Consider the following 25,772-nt stretch of genomic DNA (forward strand, 5'->3'; position numbering starts at 1 on the left):
AGATTGTAGGCGAGGGGTATGGGTATGTCAATTTAACCGGAAGCTGTCAGCTTTCGGCAACGGTCCAGCGACCGATAAGGGAAAGGGGGATTTCGATTCAACGGCGCTTCATTCTGCTTGTTGTGGCATTGGATTGCTTCGGCGTAGCCCTTCGACAAGCTCAGGACAGGCCTCGCAATGACTGGTTGTTGGGAAAGGATTGGAATCGTGCCGGGTTATTTCCCCTTCGCCGCCCAGGCAACGTTTGCCTTCAGCCAGCCTTCCGGATTGCCGGTATCGTACCGGGTGCCTTCGAACTCACAGGCGTACACGGGTTGGGTTTCCAGGATGATGCGGATGGCATCGGTGAGCTGGATCTCTCCACCCTTGCCCGGTTTGGTGGCGGCGATGGCGTCGAAGATCTCCGGCATGAGGATGTAGCGGCCGACGATGCCCAGGTTGGAGGGCGCGTCCTCCGATTTCGGCTTCTCCACCAGGTCCTTTACTTTATACACGCCCGGCGCCACTGTTTCGGCGTCGATGATGCCGTAGCGGCAGGTGTGTTCTGGCAAGCACTTCTCCACCAGGAGGATATTGCCGGGATGCTTTTTGTAAACTTCCAGCATCTGCTTCAGGACCGGCACCTCGGAATCGACGATGTCGTCGGGCAGTATCACGGCAAAGGGTTCATCGCCGACCGCATCCTTTGCCGTGCCCACGGCGTGCCCCAGTCCGAGCGGCGCCGACTGATAGACGCTGCTGAAGTGCGCCATCTTAGGCAGGGCGCGGATCTGACGTAGGTTGGCCGCATCCCCCTTGGCTACCAGAAAGGTTTCCAGCGCGGGGGCCGGGGTAAAGTAATCGACGATGGCCTCCTTGCCGCGGGCGATGATGAAGACGATATCTTTAATGCCGGAAGAAGTGATCTCCTCCACGTTGTAATGGATAAGAGGCTTGGACAGCAGCGGCAGCATCTCCTTGGGTACGCTTTTGGTGATAGGTAAAAAGCGGGTGCCCGCGCCTGCGGCCACGATGACAGCTTTCTTCACATGTGTCACAGATTCAATTCCTCCCTGGCGTATAACGCGGCGCCGATGGCCCCGGCCTCAACGCCCAGGGCAGCCGGGACAATCTTCACCCGCCCCGCCGGCAGTTTGAAGGCGTGTTCGGCGACGAAACGGCGCACCGGTTCAAACAGCATGTCCCCGGTCTGACTGACGCCGCCGCCGATGACGATCATCTCCGGGTTAAAAATGTTCACAATGTTGGCGACGCCGATGCCCAGGCGGCGCATGGCTTCATTGAAAACTTCCCGGGCCAGATCGTCGCCATCCGACGCGGCTCCGGCGACATCCTCCGCGGTCAATACATCGTTCTCGAGGAGTATCCGGCCCAAGCTGGACCGCCGGCCTTCACTAAGTAACCTCGTGGCTTCACGGGCGATGGCGGTGCCGGAGGCGTTCTGCTCCAGGCAGCCGAAAGAGCCGCAGGTGTCAGGGGGACCGTTCATGTCGATCGTGGTATGACCGAATTCCCCGGCGGAACCATCGGCGCCCTGGTACAGCTTACCGTCGATGATGATGCCGCCGCCGACGCCGGTGGAGACGGTGAGAAAGATCATGTGACGCGTGCCCCGCCCGGCGCCCAGCCGGTGTTCGGCCAGCGCCGCGGAACTGGCGTCGTTGATCATCACGGCCGGAAGATGATAGCGTTCGGCCAGCATGTCCCGCAGCGAGGTATGATTGGTGGCGGTCAGGTTGGGGGAATTGGTGACGACGCCGCGCTTGAGATCGATCGCCCCGGCGACGGCGAGGGCTACCGCGACGGGGGGTTCGGCCGCAGCACCGAGCACCTCGTCGAGGGCGCCGCACAGGCGGCCCAATATAGCATCGAGGCTGCCGGCGCCTTCGGACTCCCTTTTGACCCGATGCCGGAGACAGCCGTCCGGCCCCACGGTCCCGGCCAGCACCTTGGTGCCGCCCAGATCCGCGACCAGAACCGTCCCGCTTTTATTCATATCTGAAATTATAAGACCCGGCAGGACAGGGCGCAACCGGGTGTATCATCATCTGAGGCAGAGGTCGAGTCCATTGTATTTCAAACCCACCAGCCGCCACTTAACTCAAAGAAAAAAAGAGAGGAGGCCGAATGGCCTCCTCTCTTTTATCCAAACACCAGGATAAGCTAGTAGTCCGTTCCCTGGATATAACTCCTTAGAGTAGCTGGATCGGACTCTATCCAATCCGGCCTCATCATCTCGTTGTCCTCGTGGTCGGTGATGTGGCAGTGCCAGACGTAAACACCGTTGCCTTCGTTTGGGGTGAAGTCGAAAGCGCCTACACCCCCGGCGGGTATATCCTGCGGCGCCCAGCGGGTGACGATTCGGGTCACCTCTCCCGGGTTCATGATAACCGTGTCCTTCCAGCCAGCCTCATGGGCCAGCGGCGGCAACGGTACACCGAGAAGATACGGAGCAACGTCGGGATTACCACCCAGTATCCAGTTTCCATTGATATCAACCCCCGAAGCCGGGTCGGAACCATCATACGGCAACGGCGGCCCGTATCCGGGCATGAACATACCGCCGGGGAAGCTCATGTCATAGGCAGCCATGAAGGCGGCCATATCGAAAGGCTGCCGGTTGATGAGCTGGAACTGAATGGCATGGAGGTGGATGGGGTGGGAGTCCATGGTCAGGTTGGCTATCTCCCAAACCTCGGTATCGCCCTCGACGGGCAGCTCGGTGAGGTAGTTGGTAAAAGGCGCAGGCCCAACCGGGGTAGAGCCGGGTATGGGTGTCATATCCATTCTATGACCGCCCCACTTAGAGTTGTTGACCAACGCCTCAAGCGGCCCGCCGGCACCGACAATCTCGTTCAGGGTCATGAAGCGTGTCTTGGAAGGAATCACGTTCAAGGTGCCGGTTGCCGGGTTAGCCAGTCGTACCATCGGTGGACGCAGGGGGATTGCGCTGGCCGGATCGTAGCTGTTGTCCGCAGCTGCCCCAGCCGGAGCTACCACGCGGAATTGCATGATGCGACCGGTGGTGCTGGCTTTAGGATTGCCTTCCACAGTGGGAGCGGTGTTACGAAGGATCAAGTTTGTACCTGGCGCCACTCCCGCAAAGTCGATGATGACCTCGTAGCGCTCTCCCGGCTTTATCGGTAGGCTCTTGGCAAGCCCTGCCATCACCTGCTGGCCGGTAGCGTTGGGATTTATCTCCACAGGAACATCTAGATAGCCACCATCAGTAGCGATAACCCACATCCGAGGGCCTTTAATTCCTGAAGCCGAATCCTGGAGATACATATCGTACATCCGCGAGTTCGAACCATTTACGATGTAGAAGCGGTAACGCCTCGGCTCAACCTCAAGGTACGGCCAGACCTTGCCATTGACGATGATGGTGTCACCGACGAACTCAGGTACCCAGAATGGGTGCTCAGGATTGACGCCAACAGTGGGGAAGAAGAGCTGACCATTGGTATCGAACATCCGGTCCTGGATCACGAGCGGGATCAGGAAGTTGTCAGTATCGCTAACCGTATTGCCTAAACCTGTCGTGTCCAATCCCACCGGGGTCAGGCCGTTGGGTAGTGCCAGCCCGGTATCTATAAGGGCGTAAGCACCGGCAAGACCGCCAAAAGTGGCGTTGAGCCGCGTGCCACCGAGCAGGTGGTCATGGAACCACAACGGCGCCGCTTCCTGTGTGTTGGGATAACGGAAGACACACTCGTTGGCAGCTGCCGCCACGCCGGGATGTGTGTAGTACGCCGGACCGTGGTTCATTGTGATTGGAAGGGTGCCGGGAATATCACTGGCGAACCATTGCTCCGGTCCTCCGTCTATGAGCGCTGGCACCTCACCTCCATGAAGATGGGGAACCGTCAGTACCGGTCCCATGTAATGGGTATTAGCGTCGGCACCTATTGGCATCCCCATATTGAAAGCCTGGTGGAAGGCCGAATGCAGCGTCTGATCTGTCCAATCATGCCAGGCGATGGTGTTCGCATCGGCATAGAGATTGTTGACATAGCGTACCTGGGTTGGGACGCCTCGTTTGGCTACTATAACCGGGCCGACATTGGTATCCACTGCCGCCCCAGGCGCCCCTGTCGGACCGACGCGGTAGCCGAAAGTCCAGGTGCCATCATATGGCTGGCCGTTGGCAGGGACGAATGTAGACGGCATAATATTCGCTCTGAAAGTGTGCTGGTTCAGAACGACTTCACCGGTATCCGCGAGCACAGTTTCCATAGTGCCACCGGCGATACTCAAGCGTGGCAGCGGATCTACAAACTGAGGGATTTTATTGCTCTTCAGCTGGACCTGGCCGGCGGGTTGGGGCTTGGCAGCGAAGAGGGCGACTCCTCTCATCAACGTACTTTCAGCCAGCAGCAAGCCTCCGGCCCCTGCCGCAGTGATGCCAGCCCTTCTCATGAATTCCCTTCTACTAACACCTGTTTGTTGGTTTAACATTTACTCCTCCTTTATTTGATTGCTTCGTAATGGAATGATTATTTTTTTAGTATTCTCCCTTCCAGCGTTCGGAATTCTCCAGTTGCTTTCTTTGCTTTGTTCCATGGAACCAGTACTATTGGCTAAATTATCCCCCCATCTTTTCGGTACTGGTATCCGTACGACTACGTATTTCACCTGATGCTTTACACCTAAATTGTTGATGCTAAGGTTCGTAGTTACACTGAACTGAACTGAGCTCACGAAACCCTGTTTATAATCATTGACTTTCAGGAATTAAGATCATTTAGATAGCGGTTTACCCCTCATTTGACCCACCTAAATATGAGGGATATATTGGTTCTTATAGAATCAAGAGCGGGAGAAAATCATGCTAACCGAATTCAACATGCCGACCAAAGTGATCTTCGGGGAAGGATCTTTCAACCGCCTCGGGGATGAAGCCCGCGTCCTGGGACGCCGGGCTATCATCGTCTCGGGTCAGAAGAACATGCGCCGCCTGGGTATCCTGGATAAGGCCGCGGATATGCTGGAGCGGGCCGGGATGCAGGCGTTTCTTTTCGACAAGATCGAACCCAACCCCCGCGCCGCCACCATCGATGAAGGAGCCGCATTGGTCCGGAAGGAGCATATCGACCTGGTCATCGCGTTTGGCGGCGGCAGCGCCATGGATGCCGCCAAGGGTATTGCCCTGGCCGCCACGGGGGATCTGCCCGTCTGGCATTATCTCACCACCCGCGACAACCCCTCCGGTAAGGTGCCGCCGCTGATGATGGTGCCGACCGTGGCCGCCTCCGGCTCCGAGGTGAATTCCGGGGCGGTCATAACCGAATGGCACAGCCATGAGAAGCGCGTCCTGTCCCGCCCGTCACTGCAACCCAAAACCGCAATTATCGACCCGGAACTGACGATGAGCCTGCCGGCTGGTCCCACACTGGCAGGCGGAGTAGATATCTTCTGCCACGCGCTGGAACCCTATATCACCGCCGCCAATCCGGAAGATCTCAACGACGGCTGGCGGGAGGCCATGATGCGCAGCGTGGTCACGTATCTGCCGGTGCTCCGGGATAATCTGCACAATGTCGAGGCCCGCCGCGCCCTGGCCTGGGCTTCCACCATGGCCTGTTCCGCCTTTTCCTCCCTGGGTGGCGGCGACGGCTCCATGACACTGCATGGCATCGAGCACCCCCTATCCGGGCTGTACGATATCACCCACGGCGACGGTTTGGCGGCGATGCTGCCAGCCTGGCTGGCGGACGTTGCCCGCGCCAGAGCGGACCGTGTCCAGCTGCTCGGCGAGCGGGTCTTCGGCGCCGGAGACGGACAAAAAGCCGTCGAGGACTGGCTGAAGAGCGTCGGTATGAGGCTGCGGCTGGAGGGGCTGGGGGTGGACAGGGACAAGATACCTGAACTGGCCCGCCTGGCGCCCGTGTCCTCGCCGTGGATCGTCAATAATCCGACGCCGCTGGAGCAGCATGATCTTCAGCGGTTGTACCGGATGGCGTGGTAGGACAGAGGGGGAGCAAGACAGAAATCTCTCTTCCAAACAACTGTCTCTTCTGTCCTATCCCTTCTCGCCCCTTTAATTATCAGAGTCTTCATCCGCCTATTTTTAGGGAATTCATCTAGTTAAATTAAGGGCAGTCCGCATGAAAAAATACGTATTTCCCCTAATATTCTCAAAATCACCGCATGCTGATAATGTTGTCAGGGAATAGCCCACAAAGGGCGATTTTTATTAACCGGAGAAAATACAAGAGTGATGCCGAAACTAAAATTCCCTGGATCCCCCAAACTCAAGAGGATCACTTACTCAGTGACAGCCGCCGTGGTTATTATCGTGTTGACCGTCGGCTCGAGCCTGTACGCCAAGAGTGTCCTCAACCCCAACGAACTGACCCATTTCTTCGTGCCCTTCCCAGCCGGGCGGATCATCAGGCCGCAGGTGCTCCCCAAGCCCGATGGTACTACGGTTTTCGTGCGTCCGGTAACCGTGTACGTCAACGAGCGGGGCATCCTGAAGCGCTGGCTGAACGGAAGCATCGAGGGGCTGTCCACCCATTGGCTGATCAACCTGGACGACAAGCCGCATCGCATCGGTCTTAAGTTCACCAGTGACAGTGTTGAAATCGATTGGGATGTCCATGCCGGGATCCCCTGGGACCCTGCGACGCAGACCTTCCTTGAGCCGGTTGCCCCCGGCGAGCAAGTGCCGGAACTGGGTGTCGACTGGTTCTTCCATTTTCCCAAGGAGATCCAAGCCCAAGACATCTGGTACCAAGGCAGCTTGGAGGTCTTCGATGCCGACACCGGAGAGACGCTGACCACCATTCCCATCAAATTCGAAGTGAGGACGGCTGATGAAACGAATAATAGCGGCCATTAAGAAACACCCCTGGCGCTACGTGGCCATGGCTGCTGGCTTTGCCTTATTCGTCTACCCGGCGGCCTTCCTGATCCGTGCCGCTTTTTGGGCTCAGGGTTCAACGGCTATGCCCGACCTGCACAAAGCCTGCTTCCGCATGCCCTTCGACTGGCTGGTGGCTGGCAATGTCACCAATTTCGTCGACCGGCCGTTCTTGATCGGCTTCCTCGGCGTTGTCCTGGTGGGGGCGTTCTTCTTTGGCCCACTATTCTGCGGCTGGCTATGCCCGGTGGGCACCACTAGTGAATTGGCTTCCAGGACGACGCCCAAGAAGGTCAAGATCAACCTGACCCGCAAGGTCAATCCGACAGCTATCCGTTACGGCTTCCTGGCCGCTTTTGTCGCCGTGGCCGCCGGTGCGGCTTTCATCCCCGATTCGGCCTTGGCCAGCATCTGCTGCCGCTACTGCGCCTCGGCGCAGCTCCAGACTCTGGTGAACGGTATCTTCGATCCGTCCAGCCTGGCTTACTTTCATTCTGGTGGCATCATGGTCATCGGCGGCTGGTTGTTTTTGGGTGGGTTATTCTGGAAAGGTGGGCGCGGTTGGTGCCTCTATGGTTGCCCGCTGGGGGCCATCTCCAACATCTCCCACTCGATCGGTGCCAAGATGGGTTTCACCTACAAGATCAAGCACGACACCTCCAAGTGCGTCGAATGCGGCAAGTGCGAGGAAGTCTGCCCGACCTGGGCGATAAACCGCGAGTCCGGACAACCAGCAGTCAACCGCCACACCTGCAACACCTGCCTGGAGTGCGTCAAGGAATGTCCCACCGGCTCCTACAAGTACACCAGGGGTTCATAAAATGAAAACACCTACTGAAATTAAAAACCATTTGAAGCACCACGCGACCAGCATCACCGTATTCTCCTACGCCTTTGGAGTGGGGGCGGTGCTGCCAGCAGCGCTTTCCCGCTGCGGCGCCAACTGCCTGGCTTGCGGATCTTGCGGCTTAGCGCTGGGGGTGGTGCCATTGGTGGTCTACTTCTCCCGCAAGAAGAAGCCGGACCAAGGTGATAAAATTGAGGCAGGGAGTGTACCAAACCTGAATGAGAAATCTGTTAGTTAGGGTACTGACGGCCATATTGGTATTGGCGGCCGTTTCGGGTACCGCCGCCTGCGACGATAAATTTGCCACCGATGAGGTGAACATCGCCGTCTCGCCGAGGGCGATTTCGGACGCCGACACCGGCGACTTGTCCGCTGAGGCAACCTACATCATCCGCTGCGCTTCGGCGGAGTTCTTTGACGGCAGACTCAACATCGAGACAACCAAGGACATCAAGATGAAGCCGGCCTATCTGCTGTTCGTGTTGCCGGGCGGCGCCGAAAACTCCCGGCTGGTGCTGGCTCCGGTGTCAGGCGAGGAAATCAACTACAACTTCAACCAGGCGGCTGGTTATAGCGCCGGCCGTTCAGCCATCGACGGAGTTATAGCGAGCTACGGCATCACCTATCCAAACTGGCTGGCCGGAGCGATGGGCAGTGGCAATTTCCCCTGCTGCGAATAATATCAACCATATAAGGTATTTTTACGGTTCGAGACCAACCTATTTCAACAGTGTGACGAGCAGTGAGGACACGGAATGCCGTGTCTATACACCTTATACGGCCGTCGTACCGCATAGCAGCGTGGCATTAATGAATATGGGGATTTAGGTGAGATACACCTTGACCCTAGTGATATAATCAACACAAATGAATATTGCAAAAAGTAACAAATTTGAGAAAAGTCCGACTAAAGGCGAACTTGAATCTCTTCTCATCGTGAATATTCTGGCCAGTTTCGGATTTATCGCAATTATTGCCCTGAGTGGTGACTACAAGGCAACTGCGTTCTGGATCGCTGCGGTATTAGTAACGGGAATCGCATACGCGATAAGCTATGTACCCGATCGGCTAAAGTTGTTGCGGTATACTCTCATCGCAGCGGGGTTTTTTGCCCCCGGTGCCATCGGTCCAATTCTTCAAACCGAACAGAGCTACAGCGCTGCCGGTCTCGTCTTCCTGATGGCGCTTTTCTGGCTGCCGCTCATCAAAGGCTTGCGCCATCGCGCTACACCCACCACCTGAACTGGGGAGGTGTTCGATTCCGGTCGATTCCTGGCTTTACCCTTCACCAGTACTATTTCAACTATCCTCCAGGCGCGTAGTATTATGTGTGTTATGACAAAGTGGTCGAAAAAGCTTCTCGTTGCCTGTTCCGCCGTTGTCCTGTTATTGGCGCCCGCGGCCTGCGGTCCCCGGGATACAACCGGACCTACCCTGCTCGGCGGTGCGTGGGATGATCTCAGCGTCTATGAGGCCGGGCTGGTTCCCGGCGAACGTGCGGCTCTCGAAACGTTGCCGGGAGCCAGTATCTATCACATTGACCTGACCCTGGCCGCCGACCTGTTGTCCCTGGAAGGGAAAGAACAGGTCCGCTACACCAACCGCGAGACCGTGTCCCTTAACGATATATATTTTCAGCTTTTCCCCAACGTCAACGGCGGCAGCAGCACCATCACTGATCTCAAGGTGGATGGCAAAGAAGCGGAATTCAGCCAGATCCCCGGCTTCCGGGACTTCAGGGTGAGCCTGCCCAAGCCGCTGGCTCCCGGTGAGGTTGTAACCCTGGAACTGGTGTTCACCGTTGTCATCCCGGCTTCACCGGCGGCCAGTTCTGGACTGTTCGCCTTCTACAACGATATCCTGTCGCTGGATACGGTCTATCCGGTCATACCGGTGTACGACCAGACCGGCTGGCGACTGAACCCGCCCCCGCCCTACGGCGACAAGACTTTCCTGGATGCCTCTTTTTACCGGGTGCGCGTCAACGCGCCGCAAGACCTGACGCTTATCGCCTCCGGCTACGAAGTGGAACGGGAAGTGAATAACGGGACGCAGACCGTCACCTTCGCGGCCGGTCCGTCGCGGGATTTCTACCTTGGCGGTAGCGGCAGTTTCCAAAAGCTTACCGGCACCGTCGGAGGTACCACCGTCAACAGCTACTTCCTATCGGAACTGAATGAAGGCGCAAAGCTTTCGCTCGATGTCACCCGTGACGCGCTGGAAAGTTTCAACGCGCGGCTGGGAACATACCCATATACCGAGCTGGATATCCTGCCCCTGGCGCTCCAGGGCGGCGGCATCGGTATGGAGTACCCCGGGGTGTTCGGCATCTCCATGGGCATCTACAACCTGGACCTGGTACTGGAGACGACGGTGGCCCATGAGACGGGGCACCAGTGGTTCTATAACGCCGTCGGCAACGACCAGATCAACCAGCCCTGGATAGATGAGTCTCTCACCCAATACGTCACCGGGTTATATTTCCTGGACGTTTACGGCGACCCGGGCTGGGAATACTCTACCGGGGACTGGCAGAACCGCTGGGACCGGGTGGGCGCGGCAGATATACCCATCGGTATGCCGGCAGCCTACTACTCCAGCCTGGAATACGGAGCCATCGTCTATTCCCGCGGCCCGCTGTTCTTCGTCGAACTGGCTGAAACGCTCGGCCTGTCATTCGATTCCTACCTGCGCAAGTATTACCAGGAACACAAGTGGGAGATCGTCACTACCGACGGTTTCCAGGACTGGTTCGAAGACATTTCCAGTCAGAACCTCGACGCGCTGTTCGAGGAGTGGGTGCTACCCTGATCCCTCCCGGTTTGAACTGACGCCATTCAGCCGTAACCTGGTAGCCAAGCTTCCCCAATCCGTCCCGCATTGCCCCGCCCTGCCCCAAAATGCTATAATCTTATAGCTATAAAAGCATGATTTACGAACAATTATCTCACCCGACGCCCCACCAAGGGATCCCTGCCCGCAGGGATCAGGGACAAACCCCGATAGATTTCGTATTAAGGTAAAACTATGGTTGAAGAAACACTCCTAAACGGCGCGTCCAAGGGCTCCTCCAGCTACACCGCCGAAGATATCCAGGTGCTCGGCGGCCGTGAGGCGGTTAGAAAGCGCCCCGGCATGTATATCGGCTCCACGGATTACCGCGGCCTCCACCACCTGGTGTACGAGGTCGTCTATAACTCCGTCGATGAGGCCATGGCCGGCTACTGCGACAAGATCAACGTCATCATCCACGGCGACGAGTCCATCTCGGTCGAGGACAACGGCCGCGGCATCCCGGTGGACATCCAGAAGAACACCGGCGTTTCGGCGCTGGAAACGGTGATGACGGTGCTGCACGCCGGCGCCAAGTTCGGCGGCAAAACCTACCAGGTCTCCGGCGGCCTTCACGGCGTCGGCGCCTCCGTGGTCAACGCCCTGTCGGAATGGCTCTCAGTGGAAGTCCGCCGGGACGCCAAGCTCTACCGCCAGTCCTATAAAGAAGGCATACCGGATGCGCCCATCGCCATCGTCGGTGAATCCTGCGGCACCGGAACGACCACCACCTTCAAGTTCGATCCCAAGATCTTCGGCGACTCGTCCTACGATTACAAGACACTGGCCGAGCGGATCCGGGAGATCGCCTATCTCAACAAGGGGCTGGAGATATCCATCATCGACCGCCGCACCGACGCGGAGCAGACCTATTACTTCGAGGGTGGCATCACCGGCTTCGTGCGGCACCTGAACCACAACCGCGTCACCATCCACAAGCTGCCCATCGCCATCTACAAGAAATTCGACACCTCCATCGTCGAGGTCGCTCTGCAATATAACGACGGTTACACGGAGACCAACTTCGCCTTCGCCAACTGCATCAATACCCAGGACGGCGGCACCCACCTGACCGGCTTCCGCTCCGCCATGACCCGCGTCATCAACGATTACGCCTACAAAAACAAGCTGGTCAAGGACTCCGACCCCAACATCATGGGCGACGATGCCCGCGAAGGTCTGGTCAGCATCGTCTCGGTCAAGCTGCCGGAGCCTCAGTTCGAGGGTCAGACCAAGGGCAAGCTGGGCAATGCCGAGATGAAAAGCCTGGTGGAAAGCGCCGTCGTCGATCAACTGGCGCTGTACTTCGAAGAGCACCCCGACGAGGCCAGGAAGATCATCGACAAGGTCCTGATGTCCGCCCGCGCCCGCGACGCGGCGCGCAAGGCCAGGGACCTCATCATCAAGAAGAACTCCCTCGACGGCGGCGCGCTGCCGGGCAAGCTGGCGGAGTGCTCCGAGAAAGAGCCTTCCCTGTGCGAGTTGTTCCTGGTCGAGGGTGATTCCGCCGGCGGCTCGGCCAAGCAGGGCCGCAACCGCCGCTTCCAGGCCATCCTGCCCCTGCGCGGTAAGATCCTGAACGTGGAGAAAGCCGCTCCGGACAAGATGCTGTCACACGAGGAAATCAGGGCCATCATCACCGCCCTCGGCGCCGGCATCGACGATGATTTCGATCACGGCAGGCTGCGTTATCACCGCGTGGTGCTGATGACCGATGCCGACGTGGACGGTTCCCATATCAGAACGTTGCTTTTAACCTTCTTCTTCCGCCACATGGCTAAGCTCATCGCAGCCGGCGGGCTCTATATCGCCCAGCCGCCGCTCTACCGCATCAAGCAGGGCCAAAACGAGCGCTGGGTCTATTCCGACGCCGAAAAAGATGAGACGCTCAGGGAATTCAAGGGCAAGAACGTGGACGTCCAGCGCTACAAAGGTCTCGGTGAAATGTCCGCCGAACAACTGTGGAGCACCACCATGAATCCCGCCACCCGCACCCTGCTGGTGGTGGAGGTGGAGGATGCCGCCCGCGCCGACGGCACCTTCAACCTGCTCATGGGCGACGAGGTTCCGCCGCGCAAGGCCTTTATCCAGGCTCACGCGCAGCAGGTTAAGAACCTCGATATATAATAGTCGAAATCAGTTTTTTCGGAGAAAAGGGGCTGAATCAGCCCCTTTTCTGTTTTACAATTATCGATCGGTTGTTGATTAAGAAGCTGGTAGTCCATCGATAGCTGACAGGCGGCAACCCTTTACGCTATACTTGAACCAATCATCTTTATGGTAAATCGATGGAAGTAACCGCACTACTCGACGCCTGCGCCCGCTACCTGCCTCCGGACAAGATCGAACTGATCGAGGCGGCTTACCGGTTTGCGGAAGAAGCCCACCGAGGTCAGGTCCGCAAGAGCGGTGAACCGTTCATCGAGCATCCTTTGTCCGTGGCCCTGGTGCTGGCCGAACTTCAGCTCGATACCACCGCAATCAAGGCGGCGCTCCTGCACGATGTCCCTGAAGACTCCACCGTCACCCTGGCCGACATCGAAGAGCGGTTCGGTAAGGAAGTGGCCAAACTGGTAGACGGAGTCACCAAGCTGGCCAAACTTTCCCTGGCGGCCCCCGGCGAAACCCGTTTTTCCGGCAATACCACCTATGAGCGCCAGGCGGAAAACCTGCGCAAGATGCTGGTGGCCATGGCCGAGGACCTCCGGGTGGTCTTCATCAAGCTGGCCGACCGCCTGCACAACATGCGCACCCTGGAGGCTATGTCGCCGGACAAGCAGAAGGATATCGCCCGGGAGACGCTGGAGATCTACGCCCCCCTGGCCCACCGCCTCGGTATCTGGGAGATCAAGTGGCAGCTGGAGGACCTGGCTTTCCGCTTCCTGGAGCCGCAGCATTATAAATCCCTAGCCCGTCTGATCGCCGGCAAGCGCGCCCAGCGCGAGGAGTTCATCGCCAAGGTCATCGACATCCTTCGCGCTGAGTTCGAGAGCGCCGGCATCCGCCCTGAGATCACCGGCCGAGCCAAGCATATCTATTCATTGCACCAGAAGGCGGAAAAATACGCCTCCCACGGCCGCCATTTCGACGAGATCTACGACCTGCTGGCCATCCGCGTCCTGGTCAACAACGTCCACGAGTGTTACACCGCCCTGGGGACCGTCCACAACCTGTGGCACCCCATCCCCGGCTCCTTCGACGATTATATCGCCAACCCCAAGCCCAACGGATATCAGTCATTACACACCGCCGTGCTGTCGCTCTCCGGCACGCCGCTGGAGATCCAGATCCGCACCTACGACATGCACCGGCTGGCGGAATACGGCGTTGCCGCCCACTGGCGTTACAAGGAAGGCGAACGCATCGTCGACCGGTCCGAGGACCGCATCTCCTGGCTGAGGCAGCTGGTGGACTGGCACCGGGACCTTTCCGGCGCCGAGGAATTCCTGGAATCGGTCAAGACCGACATCTTCAACGATCAGGTCTTCGTCTTCACCCCCGGCGGCGAGATCAAGGACCTGCCCAAGGGAGCCACGCCGCTGGACTTCGCCTACCGGGTGCACACGGAACTGGGGCATCGCTGCGTCGGCGCCAAGGTCAACGGCAAGCTGGTCGGCCTGGACTACCAGCTCAAAAACGGCGAGGTGGTGGAGATCGTCACCACCAAGAAGGACAAAGGGCCGTCCCGGGACTGGCTGAACGCCAACCTGGGCTACGTCAAGACCTCCCACGCCATCACCAAGATCCGCCAGTGGTTCAAGAAAGAGGAACGGGCGGAGAACATCGACAAGGGCCGCGAACTGCTGGAAAAAGAATTCCGGCATGTCGCCATCAAGATACCGGAACTCAAGTCACTGGCCCACCAGCACGGCTACGAGAACACCGACGATTTCCTGGCCGCCATCGGTTACGGCGGCTTGTCGGCGCACACCGTCGCCATGACCCAGGCCACGCTGGCCGAGGGTCCCCGCCCCACGGCGCCGGAAACCGCCTTCGTGCCTTCGATCACCGCCCCGACCAAACCCGACGCCGCCGGCGTATCGGTCATGGGCCTGGGCGACATCCTGACCAAGATGGCCGGCTGCTGCCAGCCGCTGCCGGGCGATGACATAGTAGGCTTTGTGACCCGCTCCCAGGGCGTGACCATCCACCGCGCGGACTGCCACAACGTCGCCCGGGAGGACGAACCGGAGCGCCTCATCCGCGTGGCCTGGGGCCACCAGGACCGGCTCTATCCCGCCAAGCTACAGGTGCAGTCCTGGGACCGGGTAGGCCTGGTGCGCGACATCTCCACCCTCATCGCCGACGAGAAGGTCAACATCACCAACATGAACGTCACGGAAAGCCCGGACCGGGTGACCACCATCGTGCTTAACATCGAGACCAAGGGTCTTTCCCAACTGGCGCGACTCATCTCCAAGATGGAGGGGGTCAAGGGAGTTACATCCGTCAACCGGCTGGGGGAAGATGTTAGTTCGCCGAAGGGGAAGCACTAGGGACGAAGCACTAAATTCGAATATCTAAACAAATTCAAATATCTAAAGTCCCAATTCAAATTTCCAATAGGGTGGCGAATCGGCGCCCGTTCGGTTTTTCCAGGTATAATGGGCGTGCTGGCGGGCGGGTCTGAGACCCGCGCCCTACGACGGGGACGAATACTACCAAGACGGAATCAGCGGCCAGTTTTGAACCTTTGGTATTTGGTCATTGGATATTGTTTAGGATTTCGATATTCGGATTTCGGATTTGGATGGGTGGCATGGCTGGGCAGTGATGCTATAATGGTACGGTCATCAACTCACGACAGGCAGGTATAAATGGACTGGGGCATACTTTTTGACGACTTCACAGCATGGATGGGCGATCACGGCCTGACGATACTTCTCATCACCGCCGGCTCACTGTTCTTTTACAATATCGTCAAGGTTTTCGTCACCCGCGTCGTTCAGCGCTACATAGATTTCCGCAAGCGCTCCCACCATGACAAGGAAGAAGACGTCCGCCGCGTCAAGACACTCACCGGCATGGTGGTCGGCACCCTCGGCGCGGTGATAACAGCCATGGCCGTCTTCATGATATTGTCCGAGTTGAGCGTCAACATCGGGCCGCTGATCGCTTCCGCCGGCGTCGCGGGCGTCGCTATCGGCTTCGGCGCTCAGAGCCTGATCAAGGACGCCCTGAACGGCTTATTCATCGTGCTGGAAGACCAGTTCAATAACGGAGACATCGTCAAGATGGCCGGCATCTCCGGCCTGGTGGAAGACTTCAACCTGCGCCGCACCGTCCTGCGGGACTTGGACGGCATCGTGCATATCGTTCCCAACGGCCAGATTCTGACCGTTTCCAATTACACCCGCGAATGGGCCCGGGTCAACCTGAACGTGCCGGTAGCCTACTCCACGGACCTCGACAAGGCCATTGCCGTCATCAACCGGGTTGGCCTCGAACTGTCCAAAGCCAATGAGTTCTGCCCCATGATCATCAGCGCACCACAGGTTTTGCGGGTGGACAAGTTCGCCGATTCCGGCATCGAGATCAAGATACTGGGCGACGTCAAGCCGATGAAGCAGTGGCAGGTGACCGGCGAACTTCGCCGCCGCCTCAAGTACGCTTTCGATGCAGAAGGCATCGAGATCCCCTTCCCGCACACCAAGCTGTTCTTCGACAACGCCCAGATGGAAAAATATGCCGCTCTGGCCCGCCTGGCGGATATCGCCGCCGTCGCTAAGGAGCAAGACGCCGCCCCAGGACCCGCACCGAAGCATCCGGCCGAAGACGAGAAGCTGCCGCCGCAGGGGTAGGGCGAGTTACCGGTTAATAGTTGATAGTTGCCAGTTGCGGGTTCTGTTTATTGGTTGTTTTATAAGGAATTGGATCATCCACTGGCGGGCATCCGGGAAAATCCCCCTCAGTCCCCCTTTCGCGAAAGGGGGAGGCTAAATACGGCTAGAATGCCAGACTCAGGTTTAGGCTCGTGGTTTGGAGTTTCTGGTATTCGGTCCTTTGAGTTTATTTAGTATTTAGATATCAGGATTTAGTATTTGGGGGCGTGGCGGGGCGGGTGGTGTGGAAGTCATGTTCTGGTCCCCCGGGCGATGCGGGGGCGGTGGGCTCGGGCGGCGGTGCAGGCGAGGACGAGGCTGATCAGGTAGTCGTCGTGGCCGCGGGCGGGATCCACGCAGAAGTTCATTATCCGGTTACCCCTGAATTCCACCGAGGCGTTCTCCAGCTGGCGGCGGCACTCCGCGTATTCCTCCGAATTATCGGCAGCGTAGATCTTCAATTTTCCGGTATTGATCGCGGCCAGGAAATCGTAGCCCGCGGCGCTTTTGTTTCCGGAGGTGAAAACAATGGAAACAATTCGACTGCCAAGTGATTGGCGCAGAAGGGCGGCGAGCGGCTGGCCCATGCCGGTGGCGTCCACGGCGAGGCGGCGCAAGCCTCAATCACGGGCGATGGCGGCAACGCGCGGGATAAGGGTGTTGGCGCCCAGACCGGTCCAGGCATAATGCTGGACGACGGCGACAGCCGGATCACCGGCAACGGCGGTCAACGGGGCATCGAGTACCTCGGCGATGGTCAGAACGGTCTGATCCGCAACACCGGTTCCCTCCCCGCCCAGGTCCAGCCCGCCGACATAGGTTTTACCCGTTTCCGGCACGCGGCGCCGCGGATGGCGGCCTTCTATCACCAGAAGTTGTTCCTCCGACAGAAACCCGCCACCGCCGCGCACCGGCAGGAGAGCGTACTGGGTCCGGAAAACCGGGTGATCCTCACCCAGCCGGGCCCGCTCCCCATCGACGTAAGCCAGGTAATCCGGATTGAAAGCGGCCACCTGCCGCCAGTCATAGCGGAAATGACGCTTGATGCCGTCGGATTGTTCAAGCTCCAGGTTAGATCTCTTGACCGTCTCCAGCAAAGAATCCTCATGCCACGGCGTGCCGTAAAGGACGGTGGTAGCGTTGGCGACGGCGGCCATCGGCTTGAAATCACGGTCGAATTTCTCCATGCCGATGTCCTGAGCCTCGTCGATCTCCAAAAGCAGGTGAGCGGTATTGCCGACGACGTTGGCCCCCGGTTCCGCCGAAAGAAAGACGGCCCGCGCCCGGTTGAGCCGGACGATGTGGCCGTCCTCGACATCGTACCGGCCGGCCAGACCCGCGTCATCCAGCCGGTCGCAAAGCCGCCGCAGCGAGATGGCGGCCTGGGGACTGAAGGTGGGCGCACACTTGACGATATTCAGCGGCAGATCATGCATCGCCATGAGAAGCTGCATCTGCAGCCAGGCGGAAAGCTCGTTCTTGCCGCCCTGCCGGGCGATCTCCACGGAAAAGGTCAGGCCGCGGCGTCCGTAAACGCTGTCAGTTACGGCCTGGACGATCTCGAGTTGATACGGGCGGAGTTCCGCCGGAGGAGACAGAGGGTTCATTTTTCACCTAAGTTAATAGTTTATAGTTGATAGTTTTCAGTTATCAGGGGCGGGGGGGACGAATACTACCAATACTACAAATACTACAAATACTACCAATTCAAATAACGTGGGAAGGTGAGGGAAGACAAGGGCTATTTGCCGAGGGCTTCGCGGATGGCGGCGGCGGGGACAACGACGCCTTTGAAGGCGCGCTGTACCGCGTCGGTCAGGGTCTGCCAATCACCCCTGCCCGCATAGCGCCTGCGGATCATGACGTTGGAGAGGGTGTTGATCGCCTGGAGGAATAGTTTGACGTTATCCGGGTCTTTCTGTTCCAAAAGCTGGATCTTGGCGCGGATCAGGGCGATCTCAGCATCCAGTCCTTCGACGGTCCCCGCCTCCTCGATGACAGCGCGCCGGGCATCATCGCACTTTTTGGAATAGAAGCCATGTGTGCGGGCATTCTGATTGCCTTTAGGCGCCCCGACGCCACGGGGGGCGGGAGTTTCTTCCGGGTTGGGTTGCGAATTATTGTTTTCTTTATTCATGCATCTATTATCAGTCTGATGTTTGATTTTGTCAATAGGACTTTGGCGGGTTTTCAAAATATTTTTGAACTGTCAGCGGTCAGCTATCAGCTTTCAGCTTCTGTGGGGGTGAGCGAACGACGGGGAGGCTGGGGGATGAGGGGGAGACAACATGATAGCACACCGGTACTCTTGAGTTGTCAATGGGATTTTGGCGGGTTTGGAAAATAAATATTTTGAGCTGTCAGCCGTCAGCTATCAGCTTTCAGCTTAGAGGTGGGGCGATACTGGTGCTCTTCGGCGGATTCATGGATCACGACCCGCTCAGCCTGAGCGCGATCTGTTAACTGGCGTTAGCCAGCCTGCCCCAGCGCGCTGTTACCCAAGATTGGAATCGGCGATTAGAACTTTATAAATATGGGAACATGACTTATTTCAGTCGTGTTGCTTCAAACGGTAACGGCCACGCTCAACAAATTCAAGATACCCGCGGTCACGCAGCACTTGTAATTGCTGTCGTATTTTGTCTCTGATGTGCCGATTATCAGGGTGTTTCCGTTCAAGATTTCCTTCGAAAGTATATAACTGGCCGAGTGTAAACTCCTGGCCTAACTTCTCGACAAGTGCCATTATATCCATCAACCAGCCACGCGATTTCATATCGTTCTCTTCGCGAAGAAACAAGGTTCGCCGCCAGATCGCCATGACATCTGCCTTCGGCGTGACAACACCATTTCTGACAATATAAAGTCGACCACTCTCGGGAACATCTTTCAGCAGGATGTTGGACCCAACCCAACCAGCCCGGCGAGCACTGGCCGAAAGGGCTTTCCTTCTCTCGATAATCTCCGGTGTAAAGAAATGCTTGGGAACGACCATGAGATCATTAACTGTGAGGTTTGTGGAATCGTAATTCAAGACGAAGAGACTGGGATTAGTGCTACATGTCAGTCTCTCAATTTTAGCTCCATAAGCACCATCAGCAATTCTGTAGCCGATAGTAGTTTTTTTACTCTTTAACTCGTATTCCTCCCGGCAGGATGAACAATAGAAATCAGCTACTTTGCGGCCGCTTTCATATTGTTCCAAGTGAGTTTGCCCGCAATTCGGGCAGTATACTTGACCGTAAACCCAGTTTTCAGTTAACACTCTTGCCTTTTGCGAAAGGCTCGTATATTTGTCAGCCAAAGAACGTTCAAATGTAAGTCGCATAATAGTCCGGCCATTATATGATTTAAGGTGTCTATCACTCAAGACCAACGGTTCAGTTTACCACGTGTTAACTGAACCAGACCAACATCCACCTTGCCCCCCACCGCGCCAAAGGTCTATAATCCATAGCTACACAACCGAAAAAGGAGAGCCGCCATGCCATCGTATTGCTACTTCAAGGGTGAATACATCCCGCTGGAGAACGCCAAGATCGGCGTTATGACCCATGCGCTGCACTATGGCACCGGCCTTTTTGAGGGTATCCGCGGCAACTGGAACGCGGCGCACGGGCAGGTTTATATCTTCCGCCTGAAAGAGCACATGGAGCGGATGAAGAACGGCTGCAAGGTGCTGCGGCTGGATATTCCCCACACCGCCGACGAACTGGGACGCATCACGGTGGAGGTCACGAAGAAGAGCGGCTTCATGGAGGACACCTATATCCGCCCGCTGGCCTATAAATCCAGTGAAGCGCTGGGCGTGCGGTTGCACAATCTTGAGTCCGACTTTTTGGTCTTTGCCATTCCCTGGGGCCGGTACCTGGACACCGACGCCTGCCGCTGTTCCGTTTCCACCTGGCGACGGCCCGACGACAACACCTTCCCCCCGAGCGTCAAAGCGACGGGACTGTATATCAATAACGCGCTGACCAAGACCGAGGCTATCGAGAACGGTTTCGACGAGGGCATCATGCTGGCGCCGGACGGGCACGTGGCCGAGGGTTCCGGGGAGAACCTATTTTTAATCGAGAACGGGAAGCTGGTGACGCCGGCGACCTATTCCAGCATTTTGAACGGTATCACCCGCGATACGGTCATCACGCTGGCCAAGAACGAACTGGGCCTGGAGGTCGAGGAACGGCTGGTGGATAGGTATGAGCTTTATACCGCCGACGAGTGTTTCCTGACGGGTACGGCGGCGCACCTGACGCCGGTGTGCGAGATAGACCGGCGGAAGCTGGGGAACGGCGGGGTGGGTCCGATCACGGCGAAGCTGAAGGACCTTTACTTTGATGCCATTAAGGGGAATTTGCCGAAGTACGCACATTGGTGCACGCCCGTTTTCTAGAGAAAACGGAAATTCTAATATCTAATTCCTAATATCTAAATAAATTCAAATACCCAAAATTGCAATGACCAAAACGGGTTGTTGTTGTTTAGGGGTGCCCCCTCACCTTAGTCCTCTCCCCGCGGGGGAGAGGAGGAAACGGACGACGGGGCGGGCGGGTCTGAGACCCGCCCCTACAGAGGACTGTAACTGGTTTGGAATTTTGGACCTTTTTAATTTTGATATTGTTAAGGATTTGGGCGGGGAGTTGGTTTTTCATGGTACCCCCTCACCTTAGTCCTCTCCCCGCGGGGGAGAGGAGACAAAGACCGGGCGGCGATAACGAACGGGTGTAATTGATCTATGGATTTTATTGCCCTGATATTGGGTTATCTATTCGGCAGTATTCCTACGGCGCGGATCGTGGCTCGGGTTTCTACCGGGGAGGCGGAGGCGCTGGGGGGTGGGAATGTCGGTACGCTGAATACCATCCGGCAGGTAGGGTTGTGGCCGGGTCTGGTGGTGGCCTTCTTCGACATCGCCAAGGGCGCGGCGGCGGTGCTTGCGGCCAAGTATCTTATCGGCGCGGATGACGTGTTCGTGCTGGGGGCCGGGGTCATGGCGGTGGCGGGGCATAACTGGATGGTGTGGCTGGGGTTCAAGGGGGGCAAGGGCATGGCGGCGGCCACGGGGGCCATCATCGCGGCGTCGTTCGCTTATGGCCACGGCGGGATTCCGGTCTATTTCATCACGCTCATTCTCTTTGTATGGGCGCTGCGGCGCAACCTGGTGCTGGGCAACGCGGTGGGGCTGCTGGCGCTGCCGGCCATCACCTGGATGGCCACGGCATCATGGACGGCGACCCTCATGGCGGGGGCGCTGGTGGGGGTTATCGTCATCAAGTACATCCCGGATGCCATCGCGGATTACCGGCGGCGGGGGTGGGGGGCGTTGGGGTTGGATGAAATAAAGCCGCGGAAGAGATAGTGCCGGGGACCGAGATTGCTTCGGCAGCAGCCTCGCAATGACGGGGGTTGGGAACGAGGGATTGTCCCTTATTTGGCTTTGCGCAGGGTTTTTACCAGCCAGATGACCTGGCAGGCTTCTTCCAGGCCGGCGGTGTGTTTGTAGGCTTCTTCCAGGTCTTTGCCGATGGCGAAGGTGCCGTGGCCGTAGAGCAGGACGATGTTCTGCGTTTTCAGGCCTTCCGCGATGACTTCCCCCAGGCAGCCGGGGCGGACGTCCTGGTTCCAGCCGAGGACAGGGATCTTGCCCAGTTCATATAGTTCCGCCTGCTCCGAGACGATCTCCGTTTCCGTCATGGACAGGGCGATAGCGTGGGGGGGATGGGCGTGGACGACGGCGCCGGCGCCGGTGGCCTTCAGGATGGCGCGGTGAACCGGCAGTTCCACGGAGGCGAGGGGGGTCTGGTCGTCGTCAAATTCGATGCCGGTGGTGATGAGGTCTTGATCCCGGAGGGCGCCCAGTTGGGAGCCGCGGCGGGTGATCATCATGCGGCCTTCCCCCAGCCGGACGGACATATTGCCGCTGTGGGAGGACACCAGGCTGCGGGTGAAGAGGGCTTTACCGGTTTCTTTGAATTGAGTGACGAGCATATACTTTACCTTTGACGAAATTCTAATATCTAATTTCTAATATCTAAACAATATCAAAATTCAAAGTACCAAATTCAAAACAACAAGTTTTTCCCGGGGCTTTTTTTAGGGGGTCCCCTCACCCTACCCTCTCCCCGTTGGGGAGAGGGAAAAACGACCGGAGGGGCGACCGGCCGGTCGCCCCTACATGCATTACCGGATTAGCCCAGCTTGCGGATGACGCCGATGACGCGGCCCTGGATTACTACGTGGCGGGCGTCGACAATAATGGGAGTCATGAGGATGTTGGCCGGTTGCAGGCGGACTTTGGCGCCTTCCCTAAAGACCTTTTTGAGGGTGGTTTCCTTGTCCGACTTCAGCCAGACCGCGGCCATCTCGCCGTTCTCCACTTCCTGCACGGCCTGGAGGATGACGGTGTCGCCATCGGCGATCAGGGCGTCGATCATGGAGTTGCCGCGGACCTTGAGAGCGTAGATGTCCTTGCGGTTGGCCACGATATCATCCGGCACCTCGACGTTGTCCGCGGACAGCGCCGGGTTCCAAGACTCGATGTCCGGCACCGGGATGGGCTTGCCGGCGGAGATCTGGCCCAGCAGCGGCACCAGGGCCCGGGTGCGGCCTTCGGTTTCCAGGAGCTCGATGCCGCGGGAGATCTCCGGATGGCGGCGGATATAGCCGGCGCGTTCCAGGTGCTTCAGATTATAGTCCGCCACGGAGGTGGAGCTGATCTTGCAGCCGGCCACGATGTCACGGATGCTGGGCGGGATGCCCCGCTGCTTGAAATAATCACGAATGAATTCCAGCATCGCCAGCTGGCGCTCGGTCATCGTTTTTCTTGCCGTTCTAGCCATATCTTTCACCTGCCTGAACAATTGTTCTTTAGCAACTTTACCCCCAACCGGGACACGTTGTCAAGACTTTTGAAACGCATGTCCAGTTGTACCGGACCTTTTTGTCTCTCCGAGTCTTATTCCACCATGGTGGCGAAGGTCACTACCCGGTCATTCTCATCCGGCCGGATGACGATGACCCCTTGAGTGCCGCGGCCCATGACGATGATGCCTTTTTCCTCGTCCTCGGTGCCGACGGGGGTGCGGATGACCACGCCCTCGGCGGTGGCGATCATCACCTGGTGCTCCCGGTCTACGACGCGCCCGGCGACCACTTTACCGGTCTTTTCCACTACCCGGAAGGTCAGCACGCCGGAACCGGCGCGGTGCTGCAGCGGGTATTCCTCTACCGGCGTCAGCTTACCGTAACCGCCGTCGGTGACCACCAGGACGAAGTTGCCCGGCTGGGTGACATCCAGGCCGACCACCCGGTCATCCATGTCCAGGGTGATGCCGCGGACGCCGCCGGAAGCGCGCTGCGATAGCCGCAGATCTTCCACCGGGAAGTGGATGGACTGGCCGTTATGGGTTATAAGGATTATGTTGGCGTCGTCTTTTGCCAGGACGGCGCCGATAAGCTCGTCGCTCTTGGGCAGGTCCATGGCGATTAGGCCGCTGGAACGTACCGCGGCGAAGTCCGAAACCTGGGTGCGCTTGACCTCGCCGGAGGCGGTGGCCATGATCAGCGAGGTGTCCTCCCGGAATTCCGAGAGGGCCAGCATGGAGGTTATCTTTTCATTCTCCGCCAGCGGCACCAGGTTGATGATGGCGATACCCTTGGCGGTGCGAAGGAGATCACACGGGATCTCATGGCAGCGGATGGAGAATATCTTGCCGCGGTTGGTGAACATCAGCACGTTGTCATGAGTGTCCGCCACCATAACGAAACGCACCGCGTCCTCCTCACGGGTCTTGATGATGCTTTTACCGCGGCCGGCGCGGTGCTGCAGGCGGTAGACCTCAGTGGGTACGCGCTTGATGAAGCCGCGATCCGTCAGCGTCACCACCATGCTCTGGTGCGGGATGAGATCTTCCACCCGGAACTCGATGACGCCCTGGGCCTGGATCTCGGTGCGGCGGGCATCGCCGTACCTGGCCTTGATGTCGGCGACATCGGTCTTGACCAGTTGCAGCACCTTGCGCGGGTTGGCCAGCAGGTCTTCCAAGTAGGATATCTGCTTCAGGACCTCGGCGTATTCGTCGAGGATCTTCTGGCGCTCCAGGGAGGCCAGGCGGCGGAGCTGGAGGTCCAGGATGGCCTGGGACTGGAGCTGCGATAGGCCGAAGCTGGACATGAGCTCCCTGCGGGCGGCGTCGGCGCTCTCCGCGTGGCGGATGAGCTTGATGATGGCGTCCAGGTTGTCCAGGGCGATCTTGAGGCCTTCCAGGATGTGGGCCCGGTCCCTAGCTGCCTTGAGCTCGAACTTGGTGCGCCGGGTGATGATCTCCTGGCGGAAAGCGACGTAATGACCGAGGGCTTCCTTGAGGTTCAGAATCACCGGGCGGTTGTCCACCAGCGCCAGCATGTTGATGAAGAAACTGGTCTGCAGGTTGGTGTGCTTGTAGAGGTTGTTGAGTATCTGCTGCGGCTCGCCGTCGCGCTTTAGATCCAGTACGACGCGCATGCCCTGGCGGTCCGACTCATCGCGGACCTCGGCGATGCCGGTGACCTTGCGCTCCCGGGACATCATGGCGATGCGCTTGACCAGTTCCGCCTTGTTCACCTGGTATGGCAGCTCGGTGATGATGATCTGGCGCTTGGTGCCGGTCTCGGCGGCGTCGGCGATATGGGCCCGGGCGCGGATGGTGACCTTGCCGTGACCGGTGGCGTAGGCGGTGCGGATGCCGTCCCGGCCGAGGATGATGCCGGCGGTGGGGAAATCCGGGCCTTTGACGAACTGGAGCAAGTCATCCAGGGTGCACTCCGGGTAATCGATGAGATGGGTTATGGCGTCGCACAGTTCCGTCAGGTTATGCGGCGGGATGTTTGTGGCCATACCCACGGCGATGCCGGCGGCGCCGTTCATCAGGAGGTTGGGCAGCCGGGAGGGCAGCACCGTCGGCTCCTTGAGGGAAGCGTCGAAGTTGGGCATGAAATCCACGGTGTCCTTGTCGATATCGACCAGGAGCTCACCGGCCAGGCGCATCAGGCGGGCCTCGGTGTAACGCATGGCGGCGGGGGGGTCGGCGTCGACGGAGCCAAAGTTACCCTGGCCGTCCACCAGCATGTAGCGCAGGGAGAAGTTCTGGGCCATGCGCACCATGGCGTCATAGACGGAGGTGTCGCCGTGGGGATGGTATTTACCGAGCACTTCACCGACGATGCGAGCGCTCTTCTTGTAGGGCGTGTTGTAATGCATGCCCAGGTCGGACATGGCGAAAAGGATGCGCCGGTGTACCGGCTTCAGCCCGTCCCGGACGTCGGGCAGGGCGCGGGAAACGATAACGCTCATGGCGTAATCAAGGTAGGAGTTCTTCATCTCCACCTCGATGTTGATGGGGCGGGTTTTACCGATTACCATATG

At 58.3% G+C, this 25,772-nt stretch carries 22 protein-coding genes; 12 read left to right on the forward strand and 10 right to left on the reverse strand.

Annotation, left to right across the window (positions count from 1 at the left end; genetic code table 11):
• Positions 1-215 precede the first annotated feature (215 nt).
• The 3 genes from ABFB09_RS01520 to ABFB09_RS01530 all read right to left on the reverse strand — a co-directional run bounded on the left by ABFB09_RS01520 (position 216) and on the right by ABFB09_RS01530 (position 4,419).
• The gene (locus ABFB09_RS01520) at positions 216-1,037 is read right to left on the reverse strand and encodes a UTP--glucose-1-phosphate uridylyltransferase (protein WP_346999366.1); all 822 of its coding nucleotides are present in this window, start codon (positions 1,035-1,037) and stop codon (positions 216-218) included.
• Entirely contained in the window at positions 1,034-1,996 is a 963-nt protein-coding gene (locus ABFB09_RS01525) for an ROK family protein (RefSeq protein ID WP_346999367.1), read from the reverse strand. Before ABFB09_RS01525 ends, ABFB09_RS01520 begins: the two co-directional genes overlap by 4 nt.
• Positions 1,997-2,163: 167 nt before the next feature.
• The gene (locus tag ABFB09_RS01530; RefSeq protein WP_346999368.1) at positions 2,164-4,419 is read right to left on the reverse strand and encodes a multicopper oxidase domain-containing protein; all 2,256 of its coding nucleotides are present in this window, start codon (positions 4,417-4,419) and stop codon (positions 2,164-2,166) included.
• A 409-nt stretch (positions 4,420-4,828) separates the two neighbouring features.
• Between ABFB09_RS01530 and ABFB09_RS01535 the strand changes: the two genes are divergently transcribed.
• The 10 genes from ABFB09_RS01535 to ABFB09_RS01580 all read left to right on the forward strand — a co-directional run bounded on the left by ABFB09_RS01535 (position 4,829) and on the right by ABFB09_RS01580 (position 16,345).
• Positions 4,829-5,968, forward strand: a complete 1,140-nt coding sequence (locus tag ABFB09_RS01535; protein ID WP_346999369.1) for an iron-containing alcohol dehydrogenase — start codon at positions 4,829-4,831, stop codon at positions 5,966-5,968.
• Between the two features lie 252 nt (positions 5,969-6,220).
• Positions 6,221-6,844, forward strand: coding sequence for a hypothetical protein (locus tag ABFB09_RS01540; RefSeq protein ID WP_346999370.1), 624 nt, complete (start codon positions 6,221-6,223; stop codon positions 6,842-6,844).
• On the forward strand, positions 6,819-7,685 hold the full coding sequence (locus ABFB09_RS01545) for a 4Fe-4S binding protein (protein ID WP_346999371.1): 867 nt from the start codon (positions 6,819-6,821) through the stop codon (positions 7,683-7,685). Before ABFB09_RS01540 ends, ABFB09_RS01545 begins: the two co-directional genes overlap by 26 nt.
• 1 nt (position 7,686) lies before the next feature.
• A complete protein-coding gene (locus ABFB09_RS01550; protein WP_346999372.1) occupies positions 7,687-7,950 on the forward strand; it encodes a hypothetical protein in 264 nt (87 codons plus the stop codon).
• Complete coding sequence (locus tag ABFB09_RS01555; protein WP_346999373.1) at positions 7,931-8,392, forward strand: hypothetical protein; 462 nt, start codon at positions 7,931-7,933, stop codon at positions 8,390-8,392. The genes ABFB09_RS01550 and ABFB09_RS01555 overlap by 20 nt, the downstream gene beginning before the upstream one ends.
• A 187-nt stretch (positions 8,393-8,579) precedes the next feature.
• Entirely contained in the window at positions 8,580-8,954 is a 375-nt protein-coding gene (locus tag ABFB09_RS01560; protein WP_346999374.1) for a hypothetical protein, read from the forward strand.
• A 93-nt stretch (positions 8,955-9,047) separates the two neighbouring features.
• Positions 9,048-10,523: a M1 family metallopeptidase gene (locus ABFB09_RS01565; RefSeq protein WP_346999375.1), complete on the forward strand. Its 1,476-nt coding sequence runs from the start codon at positions 9,048-9,050 to the stop codon at positions 10,521-10,523.
• Between the two features lie 216 nt (positions 10,524-10,739).
• Positions 10,740-12,671 (forward strand): DNA topoisomerase (ATP-hydrolyzing) subunit B, encoded by a 1,932-nt coding sequence (gyrB, locus tag ABFB09_RS01570; RefSeq protein ID WP_346999377.1) that lies wholly within the window; start codon positions 10,740-10,742, stop codon positions 12,669-12,671.
• A gap of 161 nt (positions 12,672-12,832) precedes the next feature.
• Positions 12,833-15,040, forward strand: a complete 2,208-nt coding sequence (locus ABFB09_RS01575) for a bifunctional (p)ppGpp synthetase/guanosine-3',5'-bis(diphosphate) 3'-pyrophosphohydrolase (protein WP_346999379.1) — start codon at positions 12,833-12,835, stop codon at positions 15,038-15,040.
• Between the two features lie 321 nt (positions 15,041-15,361).
• Positions 15,362-16,345 carry a mechanosensitive ion channel family protein gene (locus tag ABFB09_RS01580; protein WP_346999381.1) on the forward strand — a complete coding sequence of 328 codons (984 nt, stop codon included), beginning with the start codon at positions 15,362-15,364 and terminating at the stop codon, positions 16,343-16,345.
• Positions 16,346-16,617: 272 nt separating this feature from the next.
• Here the strand turns inward: ABFB09_RS01580 and ABFB09_RS01585 are convergent, their stop codons facing one another.
• The 4 genes from ABFB09_RS01585 to ABFB09_RS01600 all read right to left on the reverse strand — a co-directional run bounded on the left by ABFB09_RS01585 (position 16,618) and on the right by ABFB09_RS01600 (position 19,694).
• Positions 16,618-16,983 carry a hypothetical protein gene (locus ABFB09_RS01585; RefSeq protein ID WP_346999383.1) on the reverse strand — a complete coding sequence of 122 codons (366 nt, stop codon included), beginning with the start codon at positions 16,981-16,983 and terminating at the stop codon, positions 16,618-16,620.
• Positions 16,984-16,986: 3 nt separating this feature from the next.
• A complete protein-coding gene (locus ABFB09_RS01590; protein WP_346999385.1) occupies positions 16,987-17,973 on the reverse strand; it encodes a hypothetical protein in 987 nt (328 codons plus the stop codon).
• A gap of 134 nt (positions 17,974-18,107) precedes the next feature.
• A complete protein-coding gene (locus ABFB09_RS01595; protein WP_346999386.1) occupies positions 18,108-18,503 on the reverse strand; it encodes a hypothetical protein in 396 nt (131 codons plus the stop codon).
• Between the two features lie 414 nt (positions 18,504-18,917).
• Positions 18,918-19,694, reverse strand: a complete 777-nt coding sequence (locus ABFB09_RS01600) for a DpnI domain-containing protein (protein ID WP_346999388.1) — start codon at positions 19,692-19,694, stop codon at positions 18,918-18,920.
• A 156-nt stretch (positions 19,695-19,850) separates the two neighbouring features.
• Between ABFB09_RS01600 and ABFB09_RS01605 the strand changes: the two genes are divergently transcribed.
• The gene (locus ABFB09_RS01605; RefSeq protein ID WP_346999390.1) at positions 19,851-20,762 is read left to right on the forward strand and encodes a branched-chain amino acid transaminase; all 912 of its coding nucleotides are present in this window, start codon (positions 19,851-19,853) and stop codon (positions 20,760-20,762) included.
• Positions 20,763-21,104: 342 nt separating this feature from the next.
• On the forward strand, positions 21,105-21,728 hold the full coding sequence (locus tag ABFB09_RS01610; protein WP_346999391.1) for a glycerol-3-phosphate acyltransferase: 624 nt from the start codon (positions 21,105-21,107) through the stop codon (positions 21,726-21,728).
• A 68-nt stretch (positions 21,729-21,796) separates the two neighbouring features.
• On the opposite strand, the gene ABFB09_RS01615 is transcribed toward ABFB09_RS01610, so the two are convergent.
• The 3 genes from ABFB09_RS01615 to gyrA all read right to left on the reverse strand — a co-directional run bounded on the left by ABFB09_RS01615 (position 21,797) and on the right by gyrA (position 25,769).
• Entirely contained in the window at positions 21,797-22,357 is a 561-nt protein-coding gene (locus ABFB09_RS01615) for an aldolase (RefSeq protein WP_346999392.1), read from the reverse strand.
• A 200-nt stretch (positions 22,358-22,557) separates the two neighbouring features.
• Positions 22,558-23,208 carry a transcriptional repressor LexA gene (lexA, locus tag ABFB09_RS01620; RefSeq protein ID WP_346999394.1) on the reverse strand — a complete coding sequence of 217 codons (651 nt, stop codon included), beginning with the start codon at positions 23,206-23,208 and terminating at the stop codon, positions 22,558-22,560.
• 116 nt (positions 23,209-23,324) lie between these two features.
• Positions 23,325-25,769 carry a DNA gyrase subunit A gene (gene gyrA / locus ABFB09_RS01625; RefSeq protein ID WP_346999395.1) on the reverse strand — a complete coding sequence of 815 codons (2,445 nt, stop codon included), beginning with the start codon at positions 25,767-25,769 and terminating at the stop codon, positions 23,325-23,327.
• Between the last annotated feature and the right edge of the window lie 3 nt (positions 25,770-25,772).

Origin of the sequence: Dehalogenimonas sp. THU2, from assembly GCF_039749495.1 — a bacterium.
GTDB lineage: Bacteria > Chloroflexota > Dehalococcoidia > Dehalococcoidales > Dehalococcoidaceae > Dehalogenimonas.